Raw genomic sequence first — 22,158 nt, 5'->3', positions numbered from 1 at the left:
GCCCCTCACAGCTTCATCAGGCTGGCGTCGTCGACCGAGGCCGAGTGGCGGGCACGGAAGACGGACACGATGATCGCGAGCCCGACGACGACCTCCGCGGCGGCGACGACCATCGTGAAGAAGGCGATGATCTGGCCGTCGAGGTTTCCGTGCATGCGGGAGAAGGTGACGAACGCGAGGTTGCAGGCGTTGAGCATGAGCTCGACGCACATGAAGACCACGATCGCGTTGCGCCGGATCAGGACCCCGGCCGCACCGATGGTGAACAGCAGGGCTGAGAGATACAGGTAGTTGACGGGATTCACCGGGTGGCCTCCTCTTCGTCCCGGTCCCGGCCGAGCCGCTCCTCGGAGCGCTGCTCCAGGGCCTTGAGGTCGGCGAGGGCCTCGGTGGACACGTCCCGGATCTGCCCCCGCTTGCGCAGGGTCTGCATGACGGTGAGCTCCGCGGGGGTGCCGTCGGGCAGCAGACCGGCGATGTCCACGGCGTTGTGCCGGGCGTAGACGCCGGGCGCGGGGAGCGGCGGGAGGTGCTTGCCTTCCCGTACGCGCTGCTCGGCCAGCTCGCGCTGGGTGGCGGCCCGCTCGGTGCGCTCGCGGTGGGTGAGCACCATCGCGCCGACGGCGGCGGTGATGAGGAGCGCGCCGGTGATCTCGAAGGCGAAGACGTACTTGGTGAAGATGAGGGCGGCGAGGCCCTCGACGTTTCCGCCGTGGGCGCTGTTGGCGGCGCCGAGTCCGGCGAACTCCGTCAGCGAGGCGTTGCCGATGCCGGCGGCGAGCAGGATGCCGAAGCCGAGGCCGCAGGCGACGGCCCACCAGCGCTGGCCCTTGATGGTCTCCTTCAGCGAGTCCGCGGCCGTGACACCGACCAGCATGACGACGAAGAGGAAGAGCATCATGATCGCGCCGGTGTAGACGACGATCTGGACGATGCCGAGGAAGTACGCCCCGTTGGCCAGGTAGAAGACCGCCAGGATGATCATGGTTCCGGCGAGGCAGAGCGCCGAGTGCACGGCCCGCCTCATCAGGATCGTGCAGAGGGCGCCGATGACGGCGACGGTGCCGAGGACCCAGAACTGGAAGGCCTCGCCCGAGGACGTGGCGTACGCCGCGAGGTTCGTGCTCGTGCTCATGCGTCCGCCCCCTCCGGCTCGTCCTTCTCCCCCTTGGACACGGCGACCTGGCGGACGGTCCCGGGCGCGGCGCCTTCGACGAGGCCCAGGTAGTAGTCCTGCTCCGTCATGCCCGGGAAGATCGCGTGCGGCGAGTCGACCATGGTGTCTTCGAGGCCCGCGAGAAGCTGCTCCTTGGTGTAGATCAGGTTCTCGCGGGAGGAGTCGGCCAGTTCGAACTCGTTGGTCATCGTCAGTGCCCGGGTGGGGCAGGCCTCGATGCAGAGTCCGCAGAGGATGCAGCGGGCGTAGTTGATCTGGTAGACGCGGCCGTACCGCTCGCCCGGGGAGTAGCGCTCCTCGTCCGTGTTGTCCGCGCCCTCGACGTAGATGGCGTCGGCGGGACAGGCCCAGGCGCACAGCTCGCAGCCGATGCACTTCTCCAGACCGTCGGGGTGACGGTTGAGCTGGTGCCGGCCGTGGAAGCGGGGCGCCGTCGTCTTCTGCTGCTCCGGGTACTGCTCGGTCAGCCGCTTCTTGAACATGGCCTTGAAGGTCACGCCGAAGCCGGCCACCGGATTCTGGAAATCAGACACCGTCCGTCTCCTTTCCATCACTCGCAGTGGCTGTATCGGGGGCGCCGCTCGCGACGAGGTCCCGCTCGTGCCGGGGCCTGCGCCGCGGGACGGCCGGCAGGGACTGTCCGGGCTTGGGCGGTACGGGGAAGCCTCCGGCCATCGGGTCGAAGGAGCGGGTGTCCTCCGGTGCGGGCGCCGCGGCCTTCGCCTTCCGGTCGCGGAACGCGTCGACCACGAAGGAGAGCAGCAGCAGTCCGAGGACGGCTCCGGCGACGTACAGGACGATGTTGCCGAAGGCGATGTTCTCGTTCCGCAGCGCCCGGACGGTGGCGACCAGCATCAGCCAGACCACGGAGACCGGGATGAGGACCTTCCAGCCGAGCTTCATCAGCTGGTCGTAGCGGACGCGGGGCAGCGTGCCGCGGAGCCAGATGAAGAAGAAGAGCAGCAGCTGGACCTTGATGACGAACCAGAGCATCGGCCACCAGCCGTGGTTCGCGCCCTCCCAGAAGGTGGAGACCGGGTACGGGGCCCGCCAGCCGCCCAGGAAGAGCGTCACCGACACGGCCGAGACCGTCACCATGTTCACGTACTCGGCGAGCATGAACAGCGCGAACTTGATGGACGAGTACTCGGTGTTGAAGCCGCCGACGAGGTCGCCCTCGGACTCCGGCATGTCGAACGGGGCGCGGTTCGTCTCACCGACCATCGTGACGATGTAGATGATGAACGACACCGGCAGCAGGATCACGAACCACCGGTCCGCCTGCGCTTCGACGATCGCCGAGGTCGACATCGACCCGGAGTAGAGGAAGACGGAGGCGAACGCCGCGCCCATCGCGATCTCGTACGAGATCATCTGCGCGCAGGAGCGGAGGCCGCCGAGCAGCGGGTACGTGGAGCCCGAGGACCAGCCGGCGAGGACGATGCCGTAGATGCCGACCGAGGCGACCGCGAGGACGTACAGCATCGCGATGGGCAGGTCGGTCAGCTGCATCGAGGTGCGGTGGCCGAAGATCGAGACCTCGTTGCCGGCCGGACCGAAGGGGATCACGGCGATCGCCATGAACGCCGGGATGGCCGCGATGATCGGGGCGAGGACGTAGACGACCTTGTCGGCCTTCTTGACGATCACGTCCTCCTTGAGCATCAGCTTGACGCCGTCCGCGAGGGACTGGAGGAGACCCCAGGGGCCGTGCCGGTTGGGGCCGACGCGCAGCTGCATCCAGGCGACGACCTTGCGCTCCCACACGATGGAGAACAGCACGGTGATCATCAGGAACGCGAAGCAGAAGACCGCCTTGATCAGGACGAGCCACCAGGGGTCCGTACCGAACATGGACAGGTCTTCGGCGGCGAGCGGCGTGGTCATGCCTGCACCTCCGTGACATCGACGGGGCTCGGGGTCGCCGGGCCGATGCGGACCAGGTCGCCGGGGTGGGCGCCGGTGTCGGAGAGGACACCGCGTCCGGCCGAGTTCAGCGGGAGCCAGACGACGCGGTCGGGCATCTCGGTGACCCGGAGCGGGAAGGCGACGGAGCCCGCGGGGCCGGTGACTTCGAGGGTGTCGCCGTCCTTGACGCCGGTGTCGGCGGCGGTGGCGGCGGAGAGCCGGGCGACGGCCTCGTGCCGGGTGCCCGCGAGGGCGGTGTCGCCCTCCTGGAGCCGGCCGAGGTCGAGCAGCATCCGGTGTCCGGCGAGGACGGCCTCGCCGTCGCCGGGCCGCGGTGCGGCCTGACCGGGCTCGACGGGCTCGGAGGCCCGCTCCTCCGTCCAGCCGCCGAGCCGGTCGAGTTCCCGGCGTACGGCCTTGAGGTCGGGCAGCGCCAGGTGGGCGTCGAGGGCGTCGGCGAGCATGTGGAGCACGCGCGCGTCCGCCGGGGCCAGGGGCCGGGTCATCTGCTCGGGCTTGAGCGCGGCCTCGAACATCCGGGCCCTGCCCTCCCAGTTGAGGAAGGTGCCGGGCTTCTCCGCGACGGCGGCGACCGGGAGGACGACGTCGGCTCGTGCGGTGACCTCGCTGGGCCGCAGCTCCAGGGAGACGACGAAGGCCGCGTCGAGGGCCTCTCGCGCGCGCGACGGGTCCGGGAGGTCGGAGACCTCGACGGCGCCGACGAGCAGGGCGGCGAGTTCGCCGGTGGCGGCGGCCTCCACGATCTGGCCGGTGTCGCGGCCGTAGCCGTGCGGGAGTTCGCGGACGCCCCAGGCGGCGGCGACCTGCTCACGCGCGCGCGGGTCGGTCGCGGGCCGGCCGCCGGGCAGCAGCGCGGGGAGCGCTCCGGCCTCGACGGCTCCGCGTTCGCCGGAGCGGCGCGGGATCCACACGAGCCGGGCGCCGGTGGCGGCGGAGGCGCGCAGGGCGGCGGTCAGGGCGCCGGGGACGCCGGCGAGGCGTTCGCCGACGGCCAGGACCGCGCCTTCCTGGCGGAGGGCCTCGGCGGCGGCGAGTCCGTCGCCTTCGAGGCCGACCCGGGAGGTGAGTGCGTCGAGCCACTCGGTCTCGGTGCCGGGGGCGGCGGGCAGCAGGGTGCCGCCCGACTTCTCCAGGCCGCGGGTGGCGTAGGCGGCGACCGCGTAGGTCTTCTGGCCGTGCTTGCGCCAGGCCTTGCGGAGCCGCAGGAAGACGCCGGGGGCCTCCTCCTCGGACTCCAGGCCGACGAGGAGGACGGCCGGGGCTGCTTCGAGCGAGGTGTACGTGACGCCCGTGCCGTCCAGGTCGCGGCCGCGTCCGGCGACTGCGGAGGCCAGGAAGTCGGCTTCCTCGCCGGAGTGGATCCGGGCCCGGAAGTCGATGTCGTTGGTGTCGAGGGCGACCCGGGCGAACTTGGCGTACGCGTAGGAGTCCTCGACGGTCAGCCGGCCGCCGGCGAGGACGCCGGTGCGGCCGCGGACGAGACCGCGGGCGGCGGCTTCGAGGGCCTCGGGCCAGGACGCGGGCTCCAGTTCACCGTTCTCCGGGTTCCGGACGAGCGGGGTGGTGAGCCGGTCGCGCTGCTGGGCGTACCGGAAGCCGAAGCGGCCCTTGTCGCAGATCCACTCCTCGTTGACCTCCGGGTCGTCGGCGGCGAGCCGCCGCATGACCTTGCCGCGCCGGTGGTCGGTGCGGGTGGCGCAGCCGCCGGCGCACTGCTCGCAGACGGACGGCGAGGAGACGAGGTCGAAGGGGCGGGAGCGGAAGCGGTAGGCGGCCGAGGTGAGGGCGCCGACCGGGCAGATCTGGATGGTGTTGCCGGAGAAGTACGACTCGAAGGGGTCGCCCTCGCCGGTGCCGACCTGCTGGAGGGCGCCGCGCTCGATGAGTTCGATCATCGGGTCGCCCGCGACCTGGTTGGAGAAGCGGGTGCAGCGGGCGCACAGGACGCAGCGTTCGCGGTCGAGCAGCACCTGGGTGGAGATCGGGACCGGCTTCTCGTAGGTGCGCTTGACGCCCTCGAAGCGGGACTCGGCCTGGCCGTGGGACATGGCCTGGTTCTGCAGGGGGCACTCGCCGCCCTTGTCGCAGACCGGGCAGTCCAGCGGGTGGTTGACGAGCAGGAGCTCCATCACACCGTGCTGGGCCTTCTCGGCGACGGGGCTGGTCAGCTGCGACTTCACCACCATGCCGTCGGTGCAGGTGATGGTGCAGGAGGCCATCGGCTTGCGCTGGCCCTCGACCTCGACGATGCACTGGCGGCAGGCGCCGGCGGGGTCGAGGAGCGGGTGGTCGCAGAAGCGCGGGATCTCGATGCCGAGCTGTTCGGCGGCGCGGATGACCAGGGTCCCCTTGGGGACGGAGATCTCGATGCCGTCGATCGTCAGCGAGACGAGATCTTCGGGTGGTACGGCCGGGCTGCCGCCGCCGGCGGGCTGGGGCGTGGTGACGGTCATGCGGTCACCTCCTTGTGGTTGTCCGCCCAGGCGGTCGACTTGGCCGGGTCGAAGGGGCAGCCGCGGCCGGTGATGTGCTGCTCGTACTCCTCGCGGAAGTACTTGAGCGAGGAGAAGATCGGCGAGGCGGCACCGTCGCCGAGGGCGCAGAACGACTTGCCGTTGATGTTGTCGGCGATGTCGTTGAGCTTGTCGAGGTCGGACAGCTTGCCCTTGCCGGCCTCGATGTCACGGAGCAACTGGACGAGCCAGTAGGTGCCTTCGCGGCAGGGGGTGCACTTGCCGCAGGACTCGTGGGCGTAGAACTCGGTCCAGCGGGTGACGGCCCGGACGACGCAGGTGGTCTCGTCGAAGCACTGGAGCGCCTTGGTGCCGAGCATCGATCCGGCGGCGCCGACGCCCTCGTAGTCGAGGGGCACGTCGAGGTGCTCGTCGGTGAACATGGGGGTGGAGGAGCCGCCGGGGGTCCAGAACTTGAGCCGATGGCCGGGGCGCATGCCGCCGCTCATGTCGAGGAGCTGGCGCAGGGTGATGCCGAGGGGGGCCTCGTACTGGCCGGGCGAGGAGACGTGGCCGGACAGCGAGTACAGCGTGAAGCCCGGGGACTTCTCGCTGCCCATCGAGGTGAACCACTCCTTGCCCTTGTTGAGGATCGCGGGAACGGACGCGATGGACTCGACGTTGTTCACCACGGTGGGGCAGGCGTACAGACCGGCGACCGCGGGGAAGGGCGGGCGCAGCCGGGGCTGGCCGCGGCGCCCTTCGAGCGAGTCGAGCAGCGCGGTCTCCTCACCGCAGATGTACGCGCCGGCGCCGGCGTGCACGGTGATGTCCAGGTTCAGTCCGCTGCCGAGGATGTTCCGGCCGAGGAGGCCGGCGGCGTACGCCTCGCGCACCGCCTCGTGGAGGCGGCGCAGGACGGGGACGACCTCGCCGCGCAGGTAGATGAACGCATGCTCGGAGCGGATCGCGTAGCAGGCGATGATCATTCCCTCGATGAGGGAGTGCGGGTTGGCGAAGAGGAGGGGGATGTCCTTGCAGGTGCCGGGCTCCGACTCGTCGGCGTTGACGACGAGGTAGTGCGGCTTGCCGTCGCCCTGCGGGATGAACTGCCACTTCATGCCGGTGGGGAAGCCGGCGCCGCCGCGTCCGCGGAGGCCGGATTCCTTGACGTACGCGATGAGGGCGTCGGGGCTCATCGCGAGGGCCCGCCTGAGTCCCTGGTATCCCTCGTGCCGCTCGTAGGTCTCCAGGGTCCAGGAGTCGGGCTGGTCCCAGAAGGCCGAGAGGACGGGGGAAAGGAGCTTCTCGGGGCTACTGTTGTTGATCTCGGCGGCCAAGGTCATCACTCCCCCTCCTGACCGGAGGTCTCACCACGCGGGTGGACGATTCGGTGGTGCGGCTGCTCGCCCTTGGCGAGGCGGAGTCCCACGAGCGAGGCGGCGCCCGCGCCGCCGGTGGCCTCGACGGCGCCGGGGCGCTCGTCGGGGAAACCGGCGAGGATGCGGGCGGTCTCCTTGAAGGTGCAGATCGGGGCGCCGCGGGTGGGTTCGACGGTCCGGCCGGCCCGCAGGTCGTCGACCATGCGCTTGGCGGACTCGGGGGTCTGGTTGTCGAAGAACTCCCAGTTGACCATCACCACGGGGGCGAAGTCGCAGGCCGCGTTGCACTCGATGTGCTCGAGCGTGATCTTGCCGTCTTCGGTCGTCTCGTTGTTTCCGACGGCAAGGTGCTCCTTGAGCTCCTCGAAGATGGCGTCGCCGCCCATGACCGCGCAGAGCGTGTTCGTACAGACGCCGACCTGGTAGTCGCCGGAGGGCTTGCGCCGGTACATCGTGTAGAAGGTGGCGACGGCGGTGACCTCGGCGGTGGTCAGGCCGAGGGTCTCGGCGCAGAACGCCATGCCGGTACGCGTGACATGGCCCTCCTCGGACTGCACGAGGTGCAGCATCGGCAGGAGCGCGGAGCGGGAGTCCGGGTAGCGGTCGATGATCGCCCGCGAGTCCTCGGTGAGGCGGGCGTGGACCTCGGCCGGGTACGCGGGGGCGGGGAGCTGGGGCATGCCCAGACTGATCTGGTCGGTCATCGGTCGACGCCTCCCATCACGGGGTCGATGGAGGCGACGGCGACGATGACGTCGGCGACCTGGCCGCCCTCGCACATCGCGGCCATGGCCTGGAGGTTGGTGAAGGACGGGTCGCGGAAGTGGACCCGGAAGGGGCGGGTGCCGCCGTCGGAGACGACGTGCACGCCGAGCTCGCCCTTGGGCGACTCGACGGCCGCGTAGGCCTGCCCGGCCGGGACCCGGAAGCCCTCGGTGACCAGCTTGAAGTGGTGGATCAGGGCCTCCATGGAGGTGCCCATGATCTTCGCGATGTGGTCCATGGAGTTGCCGAGGCCGTCGACGCCGAGCGCGAGCTGCGCGGGCCAGGCGATCTTCTTGTCGCCGACCATGACGTCGCCCGGCTCCAGACGGTCGAGGCACTGCTCGACGATCCGGAGGGACTGCCGCATCTCCTCAAGGCGGACGAGGAAGCGTCCGTAGGAGTCGCAGGTGTCGGCGGTGGGGATCTCGAAGTCGTAGTCCTCGTAGCCGCAGTACGGGTCGGTCTTGCGCAGGTCGTGCGGGAGGCCCGCCGAGCGCAGGATCGGTCCGGTCGCGCCGAGCGCCATGCAGCCGGTGAGGTCGAGGTAGCCGACGTCCTGCATGCGGGCCTTGAAGATGGGGTTGCCGGTGGCGAGCTTGTCGTACTCCGGCAGGTTCTTCTTCATGGTCTTCACGAACTCGCGCACGGCGTCGACGGCGCCGGGCGGCAGGTCCTGGGCGAGGCCGCCGGGGCGGATGAACGCGTGGTTCATGCGCAGGCCGGTGATCAGCTCGTACAGGTCCAGGATCATCTCGCGGTCCCGGAACCCGTAGATCATGATCGTGGTGGCGCCGAGCTCCATGCCGCCGGTGGCGATGCACACCAGGTGGGAGGAGAGCCGGTTGAGCTCCATCAGCAGGACGCGGATGATGCTGGCCCGGTCCGGGATCTGGTCGGTGATGCCGAGCAGCTTCTCCACGCCCAGGCAGTACGCCGTCTCGTTGTAGAACGAGGTGAGGTAGTCCATGCGCGTGACGAAGGTGGTGCCCTGCGTCCAGGTCCGGTACTCGAGGTTCTTCTCGATGCCGGTGTGGAGGTAGCCGATGCCGCAGCGGGCCTCGGTGACGGTCTCGCCGTCGATCTCCAGGATGAGCCGGAGCACGCCGTGGGTGGACGGGTGCTGGGGACCCATGTTGACGATGATGCGCTCGTCGTCGGCCTTCGCGGCGGACTGGACGACCTCTTCCCAGTCGCCGCCGGTCACCGTGTAGACGGTGCCTTCTGTCGTCTCTCGGGGAGACGCGTGGGACGTGGACATCAGCTGTACGACCTCCGCTGGTCCGGAGCCGGGATCTGGGCGCCCTTGTACTCGATGGCGATGCCGCCGAGGGGGTAGTCCTTGCGCTGCGGGTGGCCCTGCCAGTCGTCCGGCATCATGATCCGGGTGAGGGCGGGGTGGCCGTCGAAGACGATGCCGAAGAAGTCGTACGTCTCGCGCTCGTGCCAGTCGTTCGTCGGGTAGACCGCGACGAGCGACGGCAGGTGCGGGTCGGTGTCCGGGGCGGACGTCTCCAGGCGGATCAGCCGGCCGTGGGTGAGCGAGCGCAGGTGGTAGACGGCGTGCAGCTCGCGGCCCTTGTCGCCCGGGTAGTGGACGCCCGAGACGCCGGTGCAGAGCTCGAAGCGGAGCGCCGGGTCGTCGCGGAGGGTCCGGGCGACGCGGACGAGGTGCTCCCGCTCGATGTGGAAGGTGAGCTCGCCCCGGTCGACGACCGTCCTCTCGATGGCGTTCTCGGGGAGCAGGCCCTGCTCCTCCAGTGCGCCCTCGAGTTCGTCGGCGACCTCGTCGAACCAGCCGCCGTAGGGGCGGGAGGCCGGCCCGGGGAGCCGGATCGAGCGGACGAGTCCGCCGTATCCGGAGGTGTCGCCGCCGTTGTTGGCGCCGAACATGCCGCGCTGTACGCGGACCTCCTCGCCGTGCTCCCCGCGCTGCCCCGGCAGGTTCTGCGCGCTGAGGTCCTTCTCGGGATTGGGTGTCTCGTCGCTCACTGTGCTGAACCGTTCCCTTCTCCGCCCGCGCTGGGGGCACCACCCGACGAAGGCAGGGGGAGCAGAGGTGCCGGCTTCGTCGCTGTCTGCGGCCCGGCGGCCGCGCGTGCGTCGGTCACCTCAGCAGACCCTTCAGTTCGATCGTCGGCAGCGCCTTGAGCGCCGCCTCCTCCGCCTCCCGGGCCGCCTCCTCGGCGTTCACGCCGAGCTTGGAGGTCTGGATCTTCTGGTGGAGCTTGAGGATCGCGTCGAGCAGCATCTCCGGGCGCGGCGGACAGCCCGGCAGGTAGATGTCGACCGGCACGATGTGGTCGACGCCCTGGACGATCGCGTAGTTGTTGAACATGCCGCCCGAGGAGGCGCAGACGCCCATGGAGATGACCCACTTGGGGTTGGGCATCTGGTCGTAGACCTGCCTCAGGACCGGCGCCATCTTCTGGCTGACCCGGCCGGCCACGATCATCAGGTCGGCCTGGCGCGGTGAGCCGCGGAAGACCTCCATGCCGAAGCGGGCCAGGTCGTACCGGCCGGCTCCGGTGGTCATCATCTCGATGGCGCAGCATGCGAGGCCGAAGGTCGCGGGGAACACGGACGCCTTGCGCACCCAGCCCGCGGCCTGTTCGACCGTCGTCAGCAGAAAGCCGCTCGGGAGTTTCTCTTCGAGTCCCATAGGTGCCCCTCAGCCCCTCAGTCCCATTCCAGGCCGCCGCGACGCCACACATACGCGTAGGCGACGAAGACGGTGAGCACGAAGAGCAGCATCTCCACGAGCCCGAAAAGCCCCAGGGCGTCGAAGGTGACAGCCCAGGGGTAGAGGAAGACGATCTCGATGTCGAAGACGATGAAGAGCATCGCCGTCAGGTAGTACTTGATCGGGAAGCGGCCGCCTCCGGCGGGAGTGGGTGTCGGCTCGATGCCGCACTCGTACGCCTCAAGTTTTGCCCTGTTGTACCGCTTTGGCCCGATAAGCGTGGCCATGACCACGGAGAAGATCGCAAACCCCGCACCCAGGGCACCGAGCACGAGGACGGGCGCGTACGCATTCACGCTCCTCGCTCCTTCCAGTCGTCCTTGACCGTTGGACCGCACGGCCGGACCGTGAAAGATCGCCCCCATGTGAGGCAGTTCACAAGCCCGGCTGCCCCGCATCTTATGCCCGCCCCTCTGTGATCTGCGACACGGGGTACAGCAACGAGTTTGTGATCTCCACCACCTGACGAAGGATCATGAAGTCGGATGAGCGGTGATCTTGTTGCGCGAAGCGCCCAGGTGATCACCAGATGTGACATCCGGACCGGAAATCGCTGATCGGAGGGGGTGTCGCACTATCAAGTGATGGTCACTACAGGCAAATTGGCGATGGACTCATCCGGGTGATAAAGGAACCGCCCGTCGCCCGGTCGAGGGGCTCGGCGTACGGCGGTGGACGCGTGCGCCCGTTCACGAGCGTTCGCGAGACAGAAGTGTGACCTGCACCACACTCCGAAGCCTCCAAAAGCATGGGGCTTGGCCACATGCGTCAAGAGGTGGTAAGCGTCGGGCAATTCGGACGTTTCATTGAAAACCCGTGATCAAGCGCCAGATGAGCTGTGCCCGATTTGCCCGTTACGGCGTCAATAAGGGCGCCACAGAAGCGGATTATGAGATTCCGAACGTAACTGTGGCGCAACCCACGTTTCTTGAAGGGAACCGTGAAGCCCTGATAGCGGTTGTCCTCATGTCCCACACCGCTCACATACCCAGCCACCGGAAGCCCCGCCGCAGCGCCTCGAAGCTCGCGCTGCGAGCCGGAGTTGCCGGTGGCGTCCTCGGCACCATCGCGGTGGCCGGTGCTGCCGGGCCGGCGAATGCCGAGCCGGTGACCGAGACCATCGAAATGCCCACCCTGGGCTCGCTCGAGACCGGCTCCGGTCTCGCCTCCGCCGTCGCCGCCTCCGCCGAGGCCTCCCAGCAGGAGGCGCTCGACCAGAGCCTCCAGACGCAGGAGAACCTCGCGCTGCAGAAGGCCGCCAAGGAGGCCAAGACGGCCAAGGCCGAGGCCGACCGCAAGGCCGCCGCCGAGAAGGCCGAGAAGGCCCGCCTCAAGGCCGAGGCCGAGGCGAAGGCCGAGCAGGAGCGCAAGGAGGCCCAGGAGCGCGCCTCCCGCACCAGCGAGCGCACCCAGCTCACCTCGACGTCGGCGAGCGGCAGCTCCTCCGACTCCGGCTCCTCGGCCGGCTCCGACGAGAGCCAGACCCAGGCCCCCACCGGCTCCGCCGCCGCGATCGTGGCCTTCGCCCGCGCCCAGGTCGGCGACTCGTACGTCACCGGCGGCACCGGCCCCAACTCCTGGGACTGCTCCGGCCTCGTCCAGGCCGCCTACCGCCAGGCCGGCATCGACCTGCCCCGCATCTCGTACGACCAGTCGAGCATGGGCACCTCCGTCTCCCTGAGCAACCTGCAGCCGGGCGACATCCTGTACTGGGGCAGCCGCAGCGGCTCGTACCACGTCGCGATCTACGTGGGCGGCGGCAACTACGTCGGCGCGCAGAACTCGTCGACCGGTGTCGTCGAGCGCTCCCTGGACTGGGACATGCCCTCCGGCGCGGTCCGTCTCCTCTGACCGACCCGCACCTCACGGCCCGCGAAAAGCCGTCACTCCTCGGGGGAGTGACGGCTTTTCCCATTCCCGTCCCGATACGCCCCGCACGTCCTACTTGCGGAAGTTCTCGATGATCCGGGCGTAACTGTCCCCTCCGTGGCCCGCCGCGACCGCCGCGCGCATCAGCTCCAGGTGCAGCTCCGGAAGCCGGTTGTCGACGCCCCGCACCTCCCCCGCGTGCAGCAGGTGCCCGATCGCCGCCACCTGGACGTCGATCGTGGCGTCGGCGCCCGGGTACCGCCCCGCGTCGATCTGCTCGGCGTACCCCGCCATGAACCAGGAGACCGTCTTCAGCCAGCGGTTCGCCACCGCCGTGAAGTCCCGGGCCGGCACGCCGTCCGCGCCCGCGAGGGCGGTCGCGTGCAGCCAGCCGCCGAAGACGGACCACATGAGGCCGAGCAGACCCGCGTCGTAGAGCGAGGCGAGCCCCGCGTCCGGCCCGAGGTCCACCGGGTCGCCGAGGGCGGCGAGCGTCGCGCGGTGCGCGGCGAGCAGCTCGGGCGAGCCCGAGCAGAGGATCATGTTGGCGCTGTCGCCGACCCCCGGAGGGGTCGTCATGACGGCGCCGTCGAGGTAGCCGATGCCGTGCTCGGCCGCCCACTCCGCCTCCGCGCGGGCCTGCTCCGGCGAACCGGACGTGAGGTTCACCAGGACCCGGCCCCGCAACGCCCCGGCCACCGGGGCGAGGAGCCCGTGTACGGCCGGGTGGTCGAGGACGCAGACCACGACGAGCCCGCTCGCGGCGACGGCCTCCGCGACGGAGGCGGCGCGGACGGCGCCCCGGGCGACGAGGGCGTCGGCCTTCCCGGGGGTGCGGTTCCAGACGGTGGTGCGGTGGCCGGCGGCGAGGAAGGCGGCCGCGAGGGCGGAGCCCATCTGCCCGAGACCGATGACGGTGACGTTCCGCGCGTCGGGGTTCTGCGTGCGGGCGTTCTGTACGTGGGGGGCCTGTGCGTGGGGGTTCGGTGCGTCGGCGTTCTGCGCGTCGGGGTTCTGTGCGTTCATGGAATCCACGCTCGCAGCGGCGGAATCCGGACGACAGTGGCAGGACCGACGACGACCGCACGATTCCTGCCGTACGGTCGGCGGCATGAGCGCAGGTGTGGTCGCCATCGCCGTCCTCCCGGACCGGCGGACCGGAACGTCGTTGTGGGAGCTGTACGAACTCTCCCTGGCGTGCGGGGTCTTCGGCATCCCGCATCCGGACCTCGCCGACCCCTGGTACGAGCTGCGGCTCTGCGGGGACTCCGGCGAGGGCGGCGTCTTCTCCGTACGGACCGACCACGGTCTCGACGGACTCGTGGGCGCGGACACCGTCATCGTGCCGTCCGTGCCCGACGCGGTCGTGGAGGACGGCGAGGAGGTGCCGGCCGAGCTGGTCGAGGCGCTGCGCGCGGCCGCCGCGTCCGGCGCCCGCATGGTGTCGCTGTGCACCGGTGCCTTCGCGCTCGCCGCCGCCGGTGTCCTCGACGGCCGCCGGGCCACCGCGCACTGGCAGCACACCGCGCAACTGGCCGCCCGCCACCCCGAGGTGATCGTGGACGACTCGGTCCTCTACACGGACGAGGGGTCCGTCCTGACCAGCGCCGGGGCCACCGCCGCGCTCGACCTCTGTCTGCACCTGGTGCGCACGGACCTCGGGGCGACCGTCGCCGGGCAGCTCGCCCGCCGCCTCGTCGTCCCGGCCCACCGTCCCGGCGGCCAGGCCCAGTTCATCGAGGCGCCGCTCCCGCCCAGCGACGACGACAGCCTGGGGCCCGTACTGCAGTGGGCGACCGAGCACCTGTCCGAGCCGCTGACCGTGGAGGAGCTGGCCCGGCGGGCCCGGATGAGCCCGCGGACCTTCCACCGGCGGGTGCGCGAGGAGTTCGGCACGACGCCGCTGCAGTGGCTGCTGCAGCAGCGAGTGGCCCGCGCCCAGACCCTGCTGGAGTCCACCGACCTGCCGGTGGAGCTGGTCGGCGACCACAGCGGGCTGGGCTCGGCGGCCAATCTCCGTCGCCACTTCACCCGTGCCGTCGGGGTGTCCCCGTCCGGCTACCGGCAGACGTTCAGGCCTTCGGGGCCACCTTCGAGAGTCCGTTGATGATGCGGTCCATGGCGTCGCCACCCGACGGGTCGGTCAGGTTCGCCAGCATCTTCAGCGTGAACTTCATGAGCATCGGGTGGGTCAGGCCGCGCTGGGTCGCGATCTTCATGACCTTCGGGTTGCCGATGAGCTTCACGAAGGCGCGGCCGAGCGTGTAGTAGCCGCCGTAGGTGTCCTTGAGGACCTGCGGGTAGTTCCGCAGGGCGAGTTCGCGCTGGGCCGGGGTCGCGCGGGCGTGCGCCTGGACGATGACGTCGGCCGCGATCTGGCCGGACTCCATGGCGTACGCGATGCCCTCGCCGTTGAACGGGTTGACGAGGCCGCCGGCGTCACCGACGAGCAGCAGGCCCTTGGTGTAGTGCGGCTGGCGGTTGAAGGCCATCGGGAGGGCCGCGCCGCGGATCGGCATCGTCATGTTCTCCGGGGTGAAGCCCCAGTCCTCCGGCATCGAGGCGCACCAGGCCTTGAGGACCTCGCGCCAGTCCAGCTCGCGGAAGGCCTTCGAGGAGTTGAGGATGCCGAGGCCGACGTTGGACGTGCCGTCGCCCATGCCGAAGATCCAGCCGTAGCCGGGCAGGAGCCGGTCCTGCGGGCCGCGCCGGTCCCACAGCTCCAGCCAGGACTCCAGGTAGTCGTCGTCGTGCCGGGGCGAGGTGAAGTACGTGCGGACGGCGACGCCCATCGGGCGGTCCTCGCGCCGGTGCAGGCCCATCGCCAGGGAGATCCGGGTGGAGTTGCCGTCGGCGGCGACGACGAGCGGGGCGTGGAAGGTGACCTCGCGCTTCTCCTCGCCGAGCTTGGCGTGGACGCCGGTGATCCGGCCCGTACGGTCGTCGATGATCGGCGCGCCGACGTTGCAGCGCTCGTAGAGGCGCGCACCGGCCTTCTGGGCCTGGCGGGCGAGCTGCTCGTCGAAGTCGTCGCGCTTGCGGACGAGTCCGTAGTCCGGGTACGAGGCGAGTTCCGGCCAGTCGAGCTCCAGGCGGACGCCGCCGCCGATGATCCGCAGGCCCTTGTTCCGCAGCCAGCCGGCCTCTTCGGAGATGTCGATGCCCATGGAGACGAGCTGCTTGGTGGCGCGGGGGGTGAGGCCGTCGCCGCAGACCTTCTCCCGGGGGAACGCGGTCTTCTCCAGGAGGAGGACGTCCAGTCCGGCCTTGGCGAGGTAGTACGCGGTGGTGGATCCGGCCGGGCCTGCCCCGACGACGATGACGTCCGCGCTGTGCTCGGAGAGGGGCTGCTCGGTCACGGCGAGATCTCCCGGTGATTCGGCGATGGGAACGTATCGAAGTCTAGGGGGGCCTGTCGCGCCGGGGCCGGAGGGTCACCCCCGAGGGCTGGAGCCCGCCCCGCCCGGCCCCTTCAGGGCGAACGCGCGTTCCCTTGCGCGGAGCGTACTGGCACGATGATCATCCGTGACCGACCTCCGTATCGACATACGGCGGGGCGCGCTGATCACAGCCGCCCTCGCCCTCCTCTGCTCGGTGTTCCTCGTGCTGCCCGCGAACGCCGACCCCGCACCGTACGACGACTGCCCGCCCGCCACCCTCTGCCTCTACTCCGGGGCCGACGGGACTGGGGAACGGCGGGACTTCACCGACCGGCAGGCCCTGCAGGGCTACGACGCGAGCTGGGACGGCAGGAGCCTCTCCGCGAAGAACAACACCGCCCTGTGGGCGTGCGTCTACGGCGCCCCCGCCTACGGCGGGCTCCTGGAGACCGTCAAGCCCGGCAACAAGGACGCGTACGCCCCCGGCGCCGTCCGCTCCCACAAGCTGGTCCCGACCCGCGCCCTCTGCTTCACCGGCTACGAACGCTGCCCCGACAACCGGGTCTGCACCTTCACCGAGGCGAACGGCCGGGGCCTGATGACCGCCCACCTCCCGTCGACCGACGCCGCCACCAGGAACTACGGCAACGTCTACGGCGCCGAGGCCGCCCCCAGGTCGGCCTGGAACCGGACGCAGAAGCACGTCTGCTTCTACCCCGAGGCCACCTTCACCGGCAGCTGGGCCGACCCGGCCGACACCTCGGGCCAGAAGCGCTTCGGCGCGTACGTCGTCCTGCGCGGCGACAGCACCACCGTCCCGGCACCGTTCGCCGGCACCTTCCGCTCGCACGAACTCGTCAACGGAACGGCGGACTGCCAGTGACCCGGAACCGACGCACCTGGCCGGCCGCGGCCGCCGCCCTCGGTGCGGTCCTCGCCCTCACCTCGCCCGCCTCCGGCGCGGGCGAACCCGCCCCGAGCCCGCTCGCCGCCCGCTGGACCGCCGGCACCCCCGTCACGGTCACGACCGGCGTCACCCGCACCACCTGGACCGAGACGACCCTCGACAACCGCGCCAAGGCCCGCATCCTCCAGATCGTCGAGATCGACCCCGTCGCGGGGGCCCTCACCCTGGAAAGCACCCTCGGCACGAACGGCTCCACCGCCGAGACGCTCACCGAGCAGCTCGCCCGGGTCACCACGGTCCCGACCCGCCACCCGTACGCGGGCGTCAACGGCGGCCTGTTCCAGCGCGAGCCCGCGGCCGCGGGCGCCGAGAAGACCGTCGTGCACACCGGCGTCTCCGCCACCGACGGCACCCTGCACAGCTCCAGCTGCTGGAGCGCCGGCAAGGGCAGCACCGGCGCGGTGATCCAGTACGGCATTCCGCACATCACCAAGCTCCGTACGGACATGAAGCTGATCGCGTCCACCGGCGAGACGGTACGGATCGACGACGTCGACCGGGCCCCCGGCCGCGCCCCGCACTGCGCGCGCGACGCCGAGGACGTGCAGGTCGGCACCAGCCCGCCGGTCTACACCGACCCGGACGAGATCGTCGTCTTCACCGACGACTACGGGGCTCCCGTCCCCCGGCCCGGCACCGACCCGGGTGTCGCCGCCACCGCCGACCCCGGCTTCGAGGTCGTCGTCGACGCGCACGGGGTCGTCACCGAGGCCCGCGAGGGCCGCGGCGGCACCGTCGTCCCCGCGGGCGGCCGGATCATCCAGGGCATCGGCACCGGGGCCCAGTGGCTCCGCGCGCGGCTCGTCCGCGACGACGTCGTGACGGTCGACCAGAAGCTCCACGACGTGACCGCGAACCGGGACATCCCGCTGGACGACTCGGTCGACGTCGTCAGCTCCTTCCACCACCTGCTGCGCTCCGGCGACGTCCCCGCCGAACTGCCCGACTCGTGCAGCGGTACGGAGAAGGGCGCCGACGGCACGACCCTGATCTGCACCGACTCGCGCACGGCCCTCGGCACCAACTCCCGCGGCCGCCCGGTGCTCGTCACCCTCACCGGGAAGGACAACGAGGACGGCGACTACCTGCGGAGCTTCGCCGCGCTCCTGGACTCCCCCGAGCTCGGGATCATCGACGCCCTCAACCTGGACGGCGGCGGCTCCACGACCCTGCAGACGGGCACGCAGGTGCACACCCCGCCGACGGACCTCGTGAACGGGACGCCCGTGCACCGGGACGTGGCGGACGCGGTGTACACGGGCGTGGGCGGCTACGGGCTGTACGTGAAGTAACCGCCGGCGGGTGGTCAGGCGGGCTTGAAGCCCCGGTGGAGGGCGACGATGCCACCGGTCAGGTTCCGCCAGGCCACCTTCGACCAGCCGGCCTTCTGGAGCATGCCCGCCAGGGTCGGCTGGTCGGGCCAGGAGCGGATCGACTCGGCCAGGTACACGTACGCGTCCGGGTTCGAGGAGACCGCGCGGGCCACCGGCGGCAGCGCGCGCATCAGGTACTCCTCGTACACCGTGCGGAACGGCGCCCAGGTGGCGTGCGAGAACTCGCTGATGACGACCCGGCCACCGGGCTTCGTCACCCGGTACATCTCGCGCAGCGCCTGCTCGGTGTCCTGGATGTTCCGCAGGCCGAAGGAGATGGTGACCGCGTCGAACACGTCGTCGCGGAACGGCAGCTTCGTGCCGTCGCCGGCCGTGAACGGCATCCACGGGTGGTTCTTCTTGCCGACCCGGAGCATCCCGAGGGAGAAGTCGCAGGGCACGACGTACGCGCCCGCGCGGGCGAAAGGCTGCGAGGAGGTGGCCGTGCCGGCCGCCAGGTCCAGGACCTTCTGCGCGGGGCGCGCGTCGACCGCCTTCGCGACCTCCTTGCGCCAGCGCCGGTCCTGGCCCAGGGAGAGCACGTCGTTCGTGAGGTCGTAGTTCGCCGCCACGTCGTCGAACATCGAGGCGACTTCGTGCGGCTGCTTGTCCAGGGAGGCTCGGGTCACGGTCCCCATTCAAGCAGCCGCCGGATTCCGTCCTCGTACCGCTTCAACCTTTTGGACGCGACCGCTCTCAAGGAGGGGTGAGTGCAGGACGGTGGCCGGCACACGCCGGCGAGGAAGGCAGGGGTGCGATGGCGATACCGACCGAAACGAGACCAGGTCCCATGACCGGACCGGCACCCGGACCCGCGGACGGACTGGCGGCCGGACCCGCGGACGGACTGGCGGCCGGACCGGCGGACGGACCGGCGGACGGACCCGCGGCCGGGCAGGTGGCCGAAGCCGGATTCGGACCGGCGGACGGACCCGCCGGCGGACCGGCTCCCCGCCCGGTCGATGCGACGGTCGCCGGGTTCGAGGAGTTCGCGCGTGTCGCACAGCAGCGGCTGTACCGCACCGCGTACCTGCTCTGCGGCGACCCCGAGACCGCCCGCGACCTGACCCAGACCACCCTGGCCAAGCTCTACCAGCACTGGCGGCGCGCGGGCACCGCCGATCATCCGCACGCGTACGCCAAGACCGTGCTGACCCGCACCTTCCTGTCCGAGCGACGGCGCCGACTGCGCGACCTGCTCGCCTTCACCCGGACCGGCGGCATGGCCCCGGCACCCGCCGCCGACCACACCGACCTGCGCGTGACCCTGCTCTGCGCGCTCGCCGAACTCCCGCCCCGGGCAAGGGCGATGGTCGTGTTGCGCTACTGGGAGGACCAGAGCGTGTCCTCCGTCGCTTCGCTGCTGCGGTGCAGCGAAGCCACCGTCAAGAGCCAGTGCTCCCGTTCGCTCGCCCGACTTCGCGTACGCCTGGCGGATGCCGGGCTCTCGATCGCGGAAAGCTGAGGTCTGCTGTGGAGAACAACGACGACATCACTCTGTTGCGCGACGCCATGGACCGGACGACGGACGGTCTGCCAGCGCTGCCCGACCTCGCCCCGCTCGCGGTGCGCGAGGGCCGCAGGCGGCGGGCCCGGTCCCGGTTCACGGTCGGGGCGGTGTGCGGTGTGCTCGTGGCGGGAGCCCTCGGTCTCACGGCGCTGCTGCCTCGTCCGGCGGCGGACGTGGCCGGGGTGCCGCCGCGCACCGCCGCCGAGGCCCTTCGGGAACGCGTCGCGGAGCACCAGCGGAGGGCGGCGGTACTCCTCGACGAGTTGCTGCCCGCGAAGGTCACCGACGTCCGCCCGCAGTCGAACGGGGCGGCCAAGTACCTGATCGCCGCGGACGGCGAAACCTTCCGCCTCGTCTTCTCGGTGCGGCCGGCCACCCCTGCCGCTCTCCGGCACTGCGAGACGCGGGCGGAGGACGTTCCCTCCTGCGAGGAGGACACGCGGCTGAGGACCGGCCCTGTCCGTGAGTCGACCGCCAGGTCGACCGTGGAGTACCAGTACCGCAAGAGCCGGGTCGAGCTCTCCGTCTACGCGGGAGGGGGAGGGAACTCGGTGGTGCCGGTGACGGTCCGCGACCTGCTCGTCGTGACCGCCGACCCGCGCTTCCTGGAGCTGGTGAAGGCCGCGGACGCGCATCCGATGGAGACTCCGGCACCGCTGGACCCGTCGGAGGACCCGATGAACCCGTTCCCCTGGCTCTGAACGAGCCAGGGACGGCTCAGCGGACCCGGTAGACCAGCCGCCCGCCGATGACGGTGGCGACGCACGTGGCCGCGCCCAGGCCGGCCAGGGACGCCCGGTCCGGGACGTCGAAGACGGCGAAGCGGGCCGGGCCGCCCGGTGCCAGGCCGGGCAGCAGGATCAGCGGCACCGGCGAGAAGGACGGGCCGCCGGGGAGCTTCTCCGGACGGCGCCCGACGGCGAGGCCGGCCCGGCGCACGGCGTCCACGGCGGCCTGGCTCCGCAGTTCGCCCGCGACGGCGACCGTTCCGTGCGCGAGGAGCTGCTGCACGCCCCGGCGGGCGGACGCGCCGCGCCGGGAGGCGTCCGCCCGGAAGATCCGCTGCGCACGCTCGCCGAGGATCGGCTTGGTGCCGAACCCCTCGGCCTCCCGGGGGTCCGGGTGGTACATGCCTTCGAGCAGCTCGGGGCCGAAGGGGTTGAGGAGTCCGGGCGTGAGGATGCCGGGCCACCGCCGCACCCGTGCCTCGGGCCTGACGGCGACCAGGTCCTCGTACGGGCCGACGGCGGCGACGTGGTCGCCGTCGACCAGGACGGCCGTCTCGGGAGTCGCCTCGGCGACGTGGATGGTCAGCACGGGCGCGTCAGTTGGCGTCGAGGAGCTTCAGCTCGGGGTGCGCCGTGCCGCCCTCGATCGCCGTGGACGAGATGTGGGAGGCGACGCGCTCGTCGACCGGGTCGTTCGCCGGGTCGTCGTGGACGACGATGTGCTCGTACGTCGTGGTGCGCTGTGCCGGGACGCGGTCCGCCGTACGGATCATGTCGATCATCTCGCGCAGGTTGGAGCGGTGCTTGGCGCCGGCCGAGGAGACGACGTTCTCCTCCAGCATGATCGAGCCGAGGTCGTCCGCGCCGTAGTGCAGGGTGAGCTGGCCGATCTCCTTGCCCGTGGTGAGCCAGGAGCCCTGGATGTGGGCGACGTTGTCGAGGAACAGCCGGCTGATGGCGATCATGCGCAGGTACTCGAGGAGCGTGGCCTGCGTGCGGCCCTTGAGGTGGTTGTTCTCGGGCTGGTACGTGTACGGGATGAAGGCCCGGAAGCCGCCCGTCCGGTCCTGCACGTCACGGATCATCCGCAGGTGCTCGATCCGCTCGGCGTTGGTCTCGCCCGTGCCCATCAGCATGGTGGACGTCGACTCGACCCCGAGGCCGTGGGCGATCTCCATGATCTCCAGCCAGCGCTCGCCGCTCTCCTTGAGCGGGGCGATGGCCTTGCGCGGCCGCTCCGGCAGGAGCTCGGCGCCGGCGCCGGCGAAGGAGTCGAGGCCCGCCGCGTGGATACGGGTGATGGCCTCCTCGACGGAGACCCCGCTGATCCGGGCCATGTGCTCGACCTCGGACGCGCCGAGGGAGTGGATGACCAGCTGCGGGAAATCGGCCTTGATGGCGGCGAAGTGCTTCTCGTAGTACTCGACGCCGTAGTCCGGGTGGTGGCCGCCCTGGAACATGATCTGGGTGCCGCCGAGCTCCACGGTCTCCGCGCAGCGGCGCAGGATGTCGTCGAGGTCGCGGGTCCAGCCCTTCTTCGTGTCCTTGGGGGCGGCGTAGAAGGCGCAGAACTTGCACGCCGTCACGCAGACGTTCGTGTAGTTGATGTTCCGCTCGATGATGTACGTCGCGATGTGCTCGGTCCCCGCGTACCGGCGGCGGCGCACGGCGTCGGCGGCGGAGCCGAGTGCGTGCAGGGGCGCCGAGCGGTAGAGGTCGAGCGCCTCCTCGGGGGTGATCCGGCCACCCGCGGCGGCGCGGTCGAGAACAGACTGGAGTTCGGCCTTCTCGGTCACCGGGTGTGTCCCTTTCGGAGGGGTTCTGTCGACCGAACCAGCCTACGCCAGCGCTCCTCACGGCTTCCGTCGGGTGGCGTGCGGGGGCG

Annotated in this window: 22 protein-coding genes; 6 read left to right on the top strand and 16 right to left on the bottom strand. The window is 70.8% G+C overall.

The features are described from left to right. Nucleotides 1–5: 5 nt before the first annotated feature. From nuoK to ACZ4XX_RS15515, 11 genes are all read right to left on the bottom strand, one after another. On the bottom strand, nucleotides 6–305 hold the full coding sequence (gene nuoK / locus ACZ4XX_RS15565; protein WP_030693539.1) for an NADH-quinone oxidoreductase subunit NuoK: 300 nt from the start codon (nucleotides 303–305) through the stop codon (nucleotides 6–8). Beyond that, entirely contained in the window at nucleotides 302–1,135 is an 834-nt protein-coding gene (locus tag ACZ4XX_RS15560; protein ID WP_468508454.1) for an NADH-quinone oxidoreductase subunit J, read from the bottom strand. The genes nuoK and ACZ4XX_RS15560 overlap by 4 nt, the downstream gene beginning before the upstream one ends. After that, nucleotides 1,132–1,728 (bottom strand): NADH-quinone oxidoreductase subunit NuoI, encoded by a 597-nt coding sequence (nuoI, locus tag ACZ4XX_RS15555; protein WP_030318831.1) that lies wholly within the window; start codon nucleotides 1,726–1,728, stop codon nucleotides 1,132–1,134. The genes ACZ4XX_RS15560 and nuoI overlap by 4 nt, the downstream gene beginning before the upstream one ends. After that, a complete protein-coding gene (gene nuoH / locus ACZ4XX_RS15550) occupies nucleotides 1,703–3,064 on the bottom strand; it encodes an NADH-quinone oxidoreductase subunit NuoH (protein ID WP_468508453.1) in 1,362 nt (453 codons plus the stop codon). The genes nuoI and nuoH overlap by 26 nt, the downstream gene beginning before the upstream one ends. Further along, complete coding sequence (locus ACZ4XX_RS15545) at nucleotides 3,061–5,559, bottom strand: NADH-quinone oxidoreductase subunit G (RefSeq protein ID WP_468508452.1); 2,499 nt, start codon at nucleotides 5,557–5,559, stop codon at nucleotides 3,061–3,063. The genes nuoH and ACZ4XX_RS15545 overlap by 4 nt, the downstream gene beginning before the upstream one ends. Continuing rightward, nucleotides 5,556–6,908, bottom strand: a complete 1,353-nt coding sequence (gene nuoF / locus ACZ4XX_RS15540; RefSeq protein WP_468508451.1) for an NADH-quinone oxidoreductase subunit NuoF — start codon at nucleotides 6,906–6,908, stop codon at nucleotides 5,556–5,558. The genes ACZ4XX_RS15545 and nuoF overlap by 4 nt, the downstream gene beginning before the upstream one ends. Then, the gene (gene nuoE, locus ACZ4XX_RS15535) at nucleotides 6,905–7,645 is read right to left on the bottom strand and encodes an NADH-quinone oxidoreductase subunit NuoE (protein ID WP_468508450.1); all 741 of its coding nucleotides are present in this window, start codon (nucleotides 7,643–7,645) and stop codon (nucleotides 6,905–6,907) included. The genes nuoF and nuoE overlap by 4 nt, the downstream gene beginning before the upstream one ends. Next, nucleotides 7,642–8,964 carry an NADH-quinone oxidoreductase subunit D gene (locus tag ACZ4XX_RS15530; RefSeq protein WP_468508449.1) on the bottom strand — a complete coding sequence of 441 codons (1,323 nt, stop codon included), beginning with the start codon at nucleotides 8,962–8,964 and terminating at the stop codon, nucleotides 7,642–7,644. Before ACZ4XX_RS15530 ends, nuoE begins: the two co-directional genes overlap by 4 nt. Next, nucleotides 8,964–9,695, bottom strand: a complete 732-nt coding sequence (locus tag ACZ4XX_RS15525; RefSeq protein ID WP_266968147.1) for an NADH-quinone oxidoreductase subunit C — start codon at nucleotides 9,693–9,695, stop codon at nucleotides 8,964–8,966. The genes ACZ4XX_RS15530 and ACZ4XX_RS15525 overlap by 1 nt, the downstream gene beginning before the upstream one ends. 115 nt (nucleotides 9,696–9,810) lie before the next feature. Beyond that, nucleotides 9,811–10,365: a NuoB/complex I 20 kDa subunit family protein gene (locus ACZ4XX_RS15520; RefSeq protein ID WP_024756031.1), complete on the bottom strand. Its 555-nt coding sequence runs from the start codon at nucleotides 10,363–10,365 to the stop codon at nucleotides 9,811–9,813. Between the two features lie 17 nt (nucleotides 10,366–10,382). After that, complete coding sequence (locus tag ACZ4XX_RS15515; RefSeq protein ID WP_019888619.1) at nucleotides 10,383–10,742, bottom strand: NADH-quinone oxidoreductase subunit A; 360 nt, start codon at nucleotides 10,740–10,742, stop codon at nucleotides 10,383–10,385. 670 nt (nucleotides 10,743–11,412) lie between these two features. Here ACZ4XX_RS15515 and ACZ4XX_RS15510 point away from each other — a divergent pair. Beyond that, nucleotides 11,413–12,297 carry a C40 family peptidase gene (locus tag ACZ4XX_RS15510; protein ID WP_468508448.1) on the top strand — a complete coding sequence of 295 codons (885 nt, stop codon included), beginning with the start codon at nucleotides 11,413–11,415 and terminating at the stop codon, nucleotides 12,295–12,297. Nucleotides 12,298–12,387: 90 nt separating this feature from the next. On the opposite strand, the gene ACZ4XX_RS15505 is transcribed toward ACZ4XX_RS15510, so the two are convergent. Then, nucleotides 12,388–13,341, bottom strand: a complete 954-nt coding sequence (locus ACZ4XX_RS15505; RefSeq protein ID WP_468508447.1) for an NAD(P)-dependent oxidoreductase — start codon at nucleotides 13,339–13,341, stop codon at nucleotides 12,388–12,390. Nucleotides 13,342–13,426: 85 nt separating this feature from the next. On the opposite strand from ACZ4XX_RS15505, the gene ACZ4XX_RS15500 reads away from it, so the two are divergent. Continuing rightward, nucleotides 13,427–14,422: a GlxA family transcriptional regulator gene (locus ACZ4XX_RS15500; protein WP_468508446.1), complete on the top strand. Its 996-nt coding sequence runs from the start codon at nucleotides 13,427–13,429 to the stop codon at nucleotides 14,420–14,422. Here the strand turns inward: ACZ4XX_RS15500 and ACZ4XX_RS15495 are convergent. Then, complete coding sequence (locus tag ACZ4XX_RS15495; RefSeq protein ID WP_468508445.1) at nucleotides 14,388–15,674, bottom strand: geranylgeranyl reductase family protein; 1,287 nt, start codon at nucleotides 15,672–15,674, stop codon at nucleotides 14,388–14,390. The genes ACZ4XX_RS15500 and ACZ4XX_RS15495 overlap by 35 nt on opposite strands. 166 nt (nucleotides 15,675–15,840) lie before the next feature. Here ACZ4XX_RS15495 and ACZ4XX_RS15490 point away from each other — a divergent pair, with 166 nt between their 5' ends. Together ACZ4XX_RS15490 and ACZ4XX_RS15485 are read left to right on the top strand one after the other, a co-directional pair. Then, nucleotides 15,841–16,578: a peptidase inhibitor family I36 protein gene (locus ACZ4XX_RS15490; RefSeq protein WP_468508444.1), complete on the top strand. Its 738-nt coding sequence runs from the start codon at nucleotides 15,841–15,843 to the stop codon at nucleotides 16,576–16,578. Beyond that, a complete protein-coding gene (locus ACZ4XX_RS15485; RefSeq protein WP_468508443.1) occupies nucleotides 16,575–17,954 on the top strand; it encodes a phosphodiester glycosidase family protein in 1,380 nt (459 codons plus the stop codon). Before ACZ4XX_RS15490 ends, ACZ4XX_RS15485 begins: the two co-directional genes overlap by 4 nt. A 14-nt stretch (nucleotides 17,955–17,968) precedes the next feature. On the opposite strand, the gene ACZ4XX_RS15480 is transcribed toward ACZ4XX_RS15485, so the two are convergent. Next, on the bottom strand, nucleotides 17,969–18,664 hold the full coding sequence (locus tag ACZ4XX_RS15480) for a demethylmenaquinone methyltransferase (RefSeq protein WP_468508442.1): 696 nt from the start codon (nucleotides 18,662–18,664) through the stop codon (nucleotides 17,969–17,971). Between the two features lie 269 nt (nucleotides 18,665–18,933). Here ACZ4XX_RS15480 and ACZ4XX_RS15475 point away from each other — a divergent pair, with 269 nt between their 5' ends. Next, on the top strand, nucleotides 18,934–19,500 hold the full coding sequence (locus tag ACZ4XX_RS15475) for a SigE family RNA polymerase sigma factor (RefSeq protein ID WP_468508529.1): 567 nt from the start codon (nucleotides 18,934–18,936) through the stop codon (nucleotides 19,498–19,500). Between the two features lie 8 nt (nucleotides 19,501–19,508). Beyond that, a complete protein-coding gene (locus ACZ4XX_RS15470; protein WP_468508441.1) occupies nucleotides 19,509–20,246 on the top strand; it encodes a hypothetical protein in 738 nt (245 codons plus the stop codon). A 16-nt stretch (nucleotides 20,247–20,262) separates the two neighbouring features. On the opposite strand, the gene ACZ4XX_RS15465 is transcribed toward ACZ4XX_RS15470, so the two are convergent. Further along, nucleotides 20,263–20,862, bottom strand: a complete 600-nt coding sequence (locus ACZ4XX_RS15465; RefSeq protein WP_468508440.1) for an imidazolonepropionase-like domain-containing protein — start codon at nucleotides 20,860–20,862, stop codon at nucleotides 20,263–20,265. A gap of 7 nt (nucleotides 20,863–20,869) precedes the next feature. Continuing rightward, nucleotides 20,870–22,069 carry a cyclic dehypoxanthinyl futalosine synthase gene (gene mqnC, locus ACZ4XX_RS15460; RefSeq protein WP_468508439.1) on the bottom strand — a complete coding sequence of 400 codons (1,200 nt, stop codon included), beginning with the start codon at nucleotides 22,067–22,069 and terminating at the stop codon, nucleotides 20,870–20,872. Between the last annotated feature and the right edge of the window lie 89 nt (nucleotides 22,070–22,158).

The sequence above is a fragment of the Streptomyces sp. NPDC029956 genome, from assembly GCF_055574655.1.
The sequence above is the reverse complement of the archived record's forward strand: the minus strand, read 5'-3'. Positions and strand labels throughout refer to the sequence as shown.